The sequence below is a fragment of the Streptomyces mayteni genome (assembly GCF_054783955.1).
In genome coordinates, this window is the sequence record NZ_BAAGPR010000106.1 from 21,699 (window position 1) to 28,115 (window position 6,417).

Annotated in this window: 6 protein-coding genes; 4 read left to right on the top strand and 2 right to left on the bottom strand. The window is 75.7% G+C overall.

Annotated features, from left to right (window positions below; genetic code table 11):
* Positions 1-74: 74 nt before the first annotated feature.
* From ACYVPE_RS32125 to ACYVPE_RS32135, 3 genes are all read left to right on the top strand, one after another.
* Positions 75-539, top strand: a complete 465-nt coding sequence (locus ACYVPE_RS32125; protein WP_461037298.1) for a PPOX class F420-dependent oxidoreductase — start codon at positions 75-77, stop codon at positions 537-539.
* Between the two features lie 96 nt (positions 540-635).
* Positions 636-2,126: an AlkA N-terminal domain-containing protein gene (locus ACYVPE_RS32130; protein ID WP_461037304.1), complete on the top strand. Its 1,491-nt coding sequence runs from the start codon at positions 636-638 to the stop codon at positions 2,124-2,126.
* 2 nt (positions 2,127-2,128) lie between these two features.
* On the top strand, positions 2,129-2,650 hold the full coding sequence (locus ACYVPE_RS32135; protein WP_461037299.1) for a methylated-DNA--[protein]-cysteine S-methyltransferase: 522 nt from the start codon (positions 2,129-2,131) through the stop codon (positions 2,648-2,650).
* 107 nt (positions 2,651-2,757) lie between these two features.
* Here ACYVPE_RS32135 and ACYVPE_RS32140 read toward each other — a convergent pair whose 3' ends face one another.
* Positions 2,758-3,735: a DUF2637 domain-containing protein gene (locus ACYVPE_RS32140; protein ID WP_461037300.1), complete on the bottom strand. Its 978-nt coding sequence runs from the start codon at positions 3,733-3,735 to the stop codon at positions 2,758-2,760.
* 180 nt (positions 3,736-3,915) lie between these two features.
* Entirely contained in the window at positions 3,916-4,767 is an 852-nt protein-coding gene (locus tag ACYVPE_RS32145) for a (2Fe-2S)-binding protein (RefSeq protein ID WP_461037301.1), read from the bottom strand.
* Positions 4,768-4,965: 198 nt separating this feature from the next.
* On the opposite strand from ACYVPE_RS32145, the gene ACYVPE_RS32150 reads away from it, so the two are divergent.
* Entirely contained in the window at positions 4,966-5,712 is a 747-nt protein-coding gene (locus ACYVPE_RS32150; protein WP_461037302.1) for a GntR family transcriptional regulator, read from the top strand.
* The last annotated feature ends 705 nt before the right edge of the window (positions 5,713-6,417 follow it).

A 6,417-nucleotide genomic window follows, 5' to 3' on the forward strand; every position in this document is an offset into this window, starting at 1 on the left:
GGTCACCCGGCCGGTCCCGCCCAGTGCGGGACCGGCCGTTCGGCATGGCGCGGGGAAGCGTAGTCTGCTGCGCCATGAGTCCTTCGATCGCCACCAACACCACCGTCGACCTGGGACGGCTCCTCGACTTCGTGCGGCCCCGGCACCGCGCGCTGCTGCTCACCAGGAGGTCCGACGGCACGCCGCAGGCGTCGCCGCTGACCGTCGGCGTCGACGGCGCGGGTCACCTGGTGATCGCCACCTACCCGGAGCGGGCCAAGGTCCGCAACGTCCGCCGCGACCCCGAGGTGAGCGTGGTCGTGCTCTCGGACGAGTGGGACGGCCCCTGGGTCCAGATCGACGGCACGGCCGAGGTGCTCGACGTGCCGCAGGCCGTGGAGCCGCTCGTCGAGTACTACCGGAACATCGCGGGCGACCACCCCGACTGGGCCGAGTACCGCAGCGCCATGGTCCGCCAGGGCAAGTCGCTCATCCGGATCACCCCGAAGCGCTGGGGCCCGATCGCCACCGGCGGCTTCCCCGCGCGCCTCGCCCCGTAGGAGCCGGGCCCGGGGCCCTGGGCGCGCCCGGGCCGCACGTCCATGTCCGATTCCCGCCAGCGCCGTCCCTCGCGACGACGCAGACTGGGGAGCGTGATGGACGATGACAGCAGGTACGAGGCCATGCGCAGCCGTGACGAGCGCTTCGACGGAGTGTTCTTCACGGCCGTGCTGACCACCGGCATCTACTGCCGGCCAAGCTGCCCGGCGACCACCCCGAAGCGGGCGAACGTCCACTTCTACCCCTCGGCGGCCGCCTCGCAGGCGGCCGGGTTCCGGGCCTGCCGGCGCTGCCGGCCCGACACGGTGCCCGGCTCCGCGGAGTGGAACGCCAGGGGCGACGCCGTCGGCCGCGCCATGCGCATGATCGCCGACGGCGTGGTGGACCGGGAGGGCGTCGCCGGCCTCGCCGACCGGCTCGGCTACAGCGCCCGCCAGGTGCAGCGGCAGCTCACCGCCGAGCTCGGCGCCGGCCCCGTCGCGCTGGCCCGCGCGCAGCGCGCGCACACCGCGCGGATCCTGCTCCAGACCACGCCGCTGCCGATCACCGAGGTGGCCTTCGCGGCCGGCTTCGCCAGCGTCCGGCAGTTCAACGACACCATCCGCACCGCCTACGACCGCACCCCGACCGCCCTGCGCGGCGCCGAGCGGGGCGCCCAGGACGGCGGCTGCGCCCCGAAGGGCGGCGTCACGCTGCGGCTCGCCTACCGCGGCCCCTACGACGCGCGGGCGATCTTCGACTTCCTCGGGCTGCGCGCCATCGCCGGCATCGAGGAGCTGACCGGACCGCCAGGCGCCCGCACCTACCGCCGCACCCTCGCCCTGCCGCACGGCAGCGGCGTCGCCGAGGTGGACGAGTCCCCGGGCCGGGCCACCCCGGGCCGGGCCGCCGCCCGCTGGCTGCCCTGCCGCCTCTACCTGACCGACCTGCGCGACCTCACCACGGCCGTGCAGCGGACCCGGCGGCTCTTCGACCTGGACGCCGACCCGTACGCCGTCGTCGAGCGGCTCGGCGCCGCCCCGGCGCTCGGCCCGCTGGTGCGGGCCCGCCCCGGGCTGCGCTCGCCAGGCGCCGCCGAGCCGGAGGAGCTGGCGGTGCGGGCCGTGCTCGGCCAGCAGATCACCGTGGCCTCGGCCCGCGCCCTGGCCGGCACGCTGGTCGCCGCCTACGGCAAGCCGCTGCCCGCCCCCCACGAGGGGCTGACCCACCTCTTCCCGGAACCCGGCACCCTGGCCGAGGCCCCGCTCACCGAGCTGGGCATGCCGGAGGCCCGCCGGGCCACCATCAGGACGGTGTCCGCCGCGCTCGCCGACGGCAGCCTCGTGCTGTGCCCGGGCGCCGACCGGGCGGAGGCCGAGCGTGGCCTGCTCGCGCTGCGCGGCATCGGACCCTGGACCGCCGGCTACGTGCGGATGCGCGCGCTCGGCGACCCCGACGTCTTCCTGACGGGCGACGCCGGCGTCCGGCACGGCCTGAGCCGGATCGGCGCCGAGCCGGCCACCGCCGAGCACTGGCGGCCCTGGCGTTCCTACGCCGTCCACCACCTGTGGGCCGGGGAGTCGACCCCGGCCGACCGAGAGGACTGACCATGCGTTACACGACTCACCCCAGCCCGCTCGGCGAGCTGCTGATCGCCGGCCCCCGCCCGGGCGCCGTCGCCTCCGTCAGCGTGCCGGGACAGAAGGGCGGTGCCACGGTGGCCGCCGACTGGCGGCGGGACGACGCCGCCTTCGCCGCAGCGCGCGAGCAGTTCGACGCCTACTTCGCCGGCGAACTCACCGGGTTCGACCTCGAACTCGCCCCCACCGGCACCGACTTCAGGCGCCGGGTGTGGACGGCGCTCGACCGGATCGGCTACGGGGAGACCGTCAGCTACGGCCGGGTCGCCGAGCTCGCCGGCCTGTCGCCCAACGCCGTCCGCGCCGTCGGCGGCGCCGTGGGCGCCAACCCGCTGATGGTGGTGCGCCCCTGCCACCGGGTCATCGGCGCCAACGGCGCCCTCACCGGATACGCCGGCGGCCTGGACCGCAAGCTCACCCTCCTGAGGCTCGAGGGTGCGCTCAACGCTCCGCTGGAAGGCCGGACGGGGAGCAGGGCCGGCCGCGGCTGATGGCGCCCAGGCGGTTCAACCGCCTGGGCGCCATCCCGCGCCCCTCGCGGGGTGCGGGATGGCGCCGGCCCCGACATGGCGGGGCAGAGATCGCGAGCGCGGTCGGCTCAGCCGAACTGCCGCTCTATGCGGGCCAGCTTCTCCTCCAGGGAGTCGAGCCGGGGCGCCGCGGTCGAGATCGGGTCGGACGAGGCGTCGTCGGCCGGCGCGTGCAGCGCGCGCCGCTTGCTGGCGGCGCCCGACTCCAGGGCCGCCGGCTCGCCCGACTGCTGGGAGACCGCGACCTCCAGCGGCTGCCGGCCCCGGCCCACCCGACGCAGCGCCTTCATGTGCGCCCGCTCCAGGGCCCGCTTCTCGCGCTGCCGCTTGTGGGTCTCCTCCTTGTTCCTGCGGTCCTCGCGGACCTCCTCGACCGCCTCGTCGAGGGTGCGCACGTTCTCCAGCAGCATCAGCGACCAGGCGCCGTAGGTCTCGCGCGGCGCCCGCAGCCAGCGGACGAAGCGGATCTGCGGGAGCGGCCGCGGCACCAGGCCCTGCTCGCGGAGCGCGGCCCGGCGGGTCTGCTTGAGCGCCCGGTCGAAGAGGACGGCCGCGGAGAGCGACATGCCGGCGAAGAACTGCGGGGCGCCCGCGTTGTCGATGCCGCGCGGCGCGTGCACCCAGTTGAACCAGGCGGCGGCACCGGCGAACAGCCAGACCAGCATCCGGGAGCCCATCGAGGAGTCGCCGTGGCTGGCCTCACGCACCGCGACGACCGCGCAGAACATCGCCGCGCCGTCGAGGCCGAACGGCACCAGGTACTCCCAACCGCCCGACAGCGCCAGGTTCTCCCGGCCGAAGCCGACCAGACCCTGGAACGACAGGGCGGCCGCGACGCCGGCGCAGCAGAACAGCAGCGTGTAGGAGAGGATGGCGTAGGCCCGCTCGCGGCGCTTGCGTTGGGCTTCGAGCCGCTCCCAGGAGTCGCCCTGGTCGGCGTGCTCGCCGGCCGGCCTCTTGCCCCTGGTCAGCAGGAACACCGCGAACAGGGCGCCGCTGAGGAGAACCGCGGCCGCCACTACCCAGCTTGTCTCTATTTCCGTCATATAGGGGGCCCCTCGCCTGGGTGTGCTGATTGCGCCGTGCGTGTGCTGAATTCGTGGTGCCGATGTGAGCCGCTGCGGAGCATCCTGATGCTACCGGAGGCCCTGTCACCCTGATTTCGGGCAGAATCCCACCAACGGGTGGTAATCCAGGGAAACTTGCGTTCCCTGATACGCAATCTGTTACCTGCTTGGAGCCAGGCGCGTGACCCGCTCCTCGTCACAGGTGCGGGGGCAGGTGACGCAGGTGTCCTGCGGGCGCAGCGTGTAGAACATGCAGCAGCTCGCCCGGTCCCTGGTGGTGAGGGCCTCGCCGGCCGGCCCGGTCAGCTCGCGGAACGAGGCGCCGCCCGAGTAGGGGGCGGTGGATCCGGGCAGCAGCAGCCCGGCCTCCTCGATGGCGCGCTCCTCCTCGCCGAACTGGTGCCCCAGGTACCACAGTGCCTCGACCATCTCGTCGGTGGCGACGCCCCACAGGGCGCGCCGCCTGCGCCGCATCCGCGGCCCGAAGGTGGTCAGGATCGGGTCGAGGTGCGCGGCCGTCGCCTCGCGGACCGCGGCGCGCAGCGCCTCCTCGTCCGGCACCACCCGGGCCGCCGGGTCGCCGGCGGCGGGGTCGTCCGGCAGGCAGCTGAAGACGCCGGTGCGGACCGCGAGCCGGCCCTCGTCCCGCTGGAACGCCACGTCCTCGGGCGCCAGCATCGGCACCCGGCGCAGCAGGAAGTAGGGGACGACGAACAGCGCGGCCGCCGGCCAGGCGTAGCGGTGCAGCGCGAAGGCGGCGACCACGTCGGGGCGGCCCGGCTGCCCGTAGGTCTCCAGGATCTGCCGCTCGTCCCTGGCCAGGAACGCCTCGAAGGCCGCGCCGCCGGCGGCCAGCTCGCTGCCCAGCACCCAGCCGGCGCCGCCGGTCGGCTCCTCCTCGACGATCTGGAGCGTCGGCATCGCCTCGCCGATCCGGGCGAAGGCCGGGGTGAGCGGCGTGGCGGCGGCCGTCGTCGAGTGCGTGGCGGAGGCGAACGCGGGCACGGTCATGGGGTCACCGATCTTGTTCGAGCAGGTAAGCCTTACCTTACCCGATGCCTCGCGGGGGTTTGTTGTGACGCCAACTCGGCCTAGGGTCCTGTCAGGTGGGGACATTGGTGGGGACATCGGTGGGAAAGAGACCCCGCCGAGAGAGCCCGCCGGGGGAACGCCAGGCAGGAGCGGACGGAGCGCACGATGGAGCCCAGGATGGAGCCTGCCCGAGCCGACTCCCGGTACGTGGCCGCCGAGCGGCCGGCGGCGCGGGAGGAGACCAGGGCCCGCCCACCGCTGCCCGTCCGCCCGCGTTCGCTGCCGGAACGGCACTCGGTGCGGGCCCAGGTGCTGGCCGCGCTGCGCGACGCGCTCGCCACCGGCGAGTTGGAGCCGGGCGAGACGTACTCGGCGCCGGCGCTCGCCGAACGGTACGGCACCTCGCCGACCCCGGTGCGGGAGGCGATGCAGCGGCTGGTCAGCGAGGGCGCGGTGGAGACCGTCCCCAACCGGGGCTTCCGGGTGGCCGGGCACAGCGCGCGGGACGCGGCCGAACTGGCCGAGGTGCGGGCGGCGCTCGAGGTGCCGGCGATCCTGCGGCTGGCCAGGAGCGTGACGCCTGAGCGGTGGGACGAGCTCAACCCGCTGGCCGAGGCCACCGTGACCGCCGCCTCGGTCGGCGACCGGGCCGCCTACGCCGAGGCGGACCGCGGCTTCCACCGGGCGCTGCTGCGGCTCACCGGCAACCGGCAGTTGGTCCTCGTCACCGAGGACCTGCACCGCAAGTCCCAGACCCCCGCCGCCCAGGGCACGCGCCCGGGCCCGGCCGAACTGCTGGCCGACGCGCTGGAGCACACCGCCCTGCTCGACGCGCTCCGCGCGGGCGACCTCACGACGGTCGAACACCTCGCCACGACCCACCTCGGCCTCGACACCGACCGCCCGGAACACGGCTACCGGTGACCTGCGGTACGGCCTGACCACGACGCCGGTTCCCGCCTGGCGGCGGGTACGTTCCCGGCGCCGCCGCGCGGGTCCGGGCGTGGCCGCCCGGTGGGCCCCCTCGCCGGGGGCTCGTTGGCCGGCTGCCGCCGGCGCCGCGCGGTGCGGTGCCGCCTGCCGGCGGGGTCCCGTGCCAGGGGCCCGATGGGGCTTGCGTCTCCCCGGTTGCACCGGGTTGCCGGTGCGGGCAATCCCGCAGCCTGTGAGGTTCCCGCCTGTCGGCGGGGTCCCCTGCCGGAGCCTGGTGGTGCGGGGTGTCGGTGCCGGCGGCCCGGGCCGGGCGTTGCCGCTCCGCGGCCTGCGCGGCCCCGCCGGTGGTGGCGCGGTGGGGTTCCGCCTGTCGGCGGGGTTTCCTGCCGGGGCCCGGTGGTCCGCTTGCGCGGGGTGTCGGTGCCGGTAGGCCGGGCCGAGTGTTGCCGCCCCGTGGCCCGTAGGGCCCCTGCCCGGAGGGCAGTCGGCGGATTGCGCCGCCAGTGCCCTGGCACGTTGCCCGGCTGCCGGCGGGGTTCCTGCCGGGGGGCGGTTGGCCGGCTGTGGCCGTCTGCGCCCTGGCACGGGCGAGACCGCCCATCCGTCTGCCGGCGGGTCCGCCCGAGGCGACTCGGGCCGTGCGGCCCGGCAGCCGGGACGCGGCGTCGCCGCCCGGTGGTGCGGCGCGGCCGCGCC

Bases quoted from the DNA above. Each gene is read 5' to 3' on its own strand.
- ACYVPE_RS32145 (WP_461037301.1), bottom strand. From the start codon at position 4,767: ATGACCGTGCCCGCGTTCGCCTCCGCCACGCACTCGACGACGGCCGCC.
- ACYVPE_RS32150 (WP_461037302.1), top strand. From the start codon at position 4,966: ATGGAGCCTGCCCGAGCCGACTCCCGGTACGTGGCCGCCGAGCGGCCG.
- ACYVPE_RS32130 (WP_461037304.1), top strand. From the start codon at position 636: ATGGACGATGACAGCAGGTACGAGGCCATGCGCAGCCGTGACGAGCGC.
- ACYVPE_RS32140 (WP_461037300.1), bottom strand. From the start codon at position 3,735: ATGACGGAAATAGAGACAAGCTGGGTAGTGGCGGCCGCGGTTCTCCTC.
- ACYVPE_RS32135 (WP_461037299.1), top strand. From the start codon at position 2,129: ATGCGTTACACGACTCACCCCAGCCCGCTCGGCGAGCTGCTGATCGCC.
- ACYVPE_RS32125 (WP_461037298.1), top strand. From the start codon at position 75: ATGAGTCCTTCGATCGCCACCAACACCACCGTCGACCTGGGACGGCTC.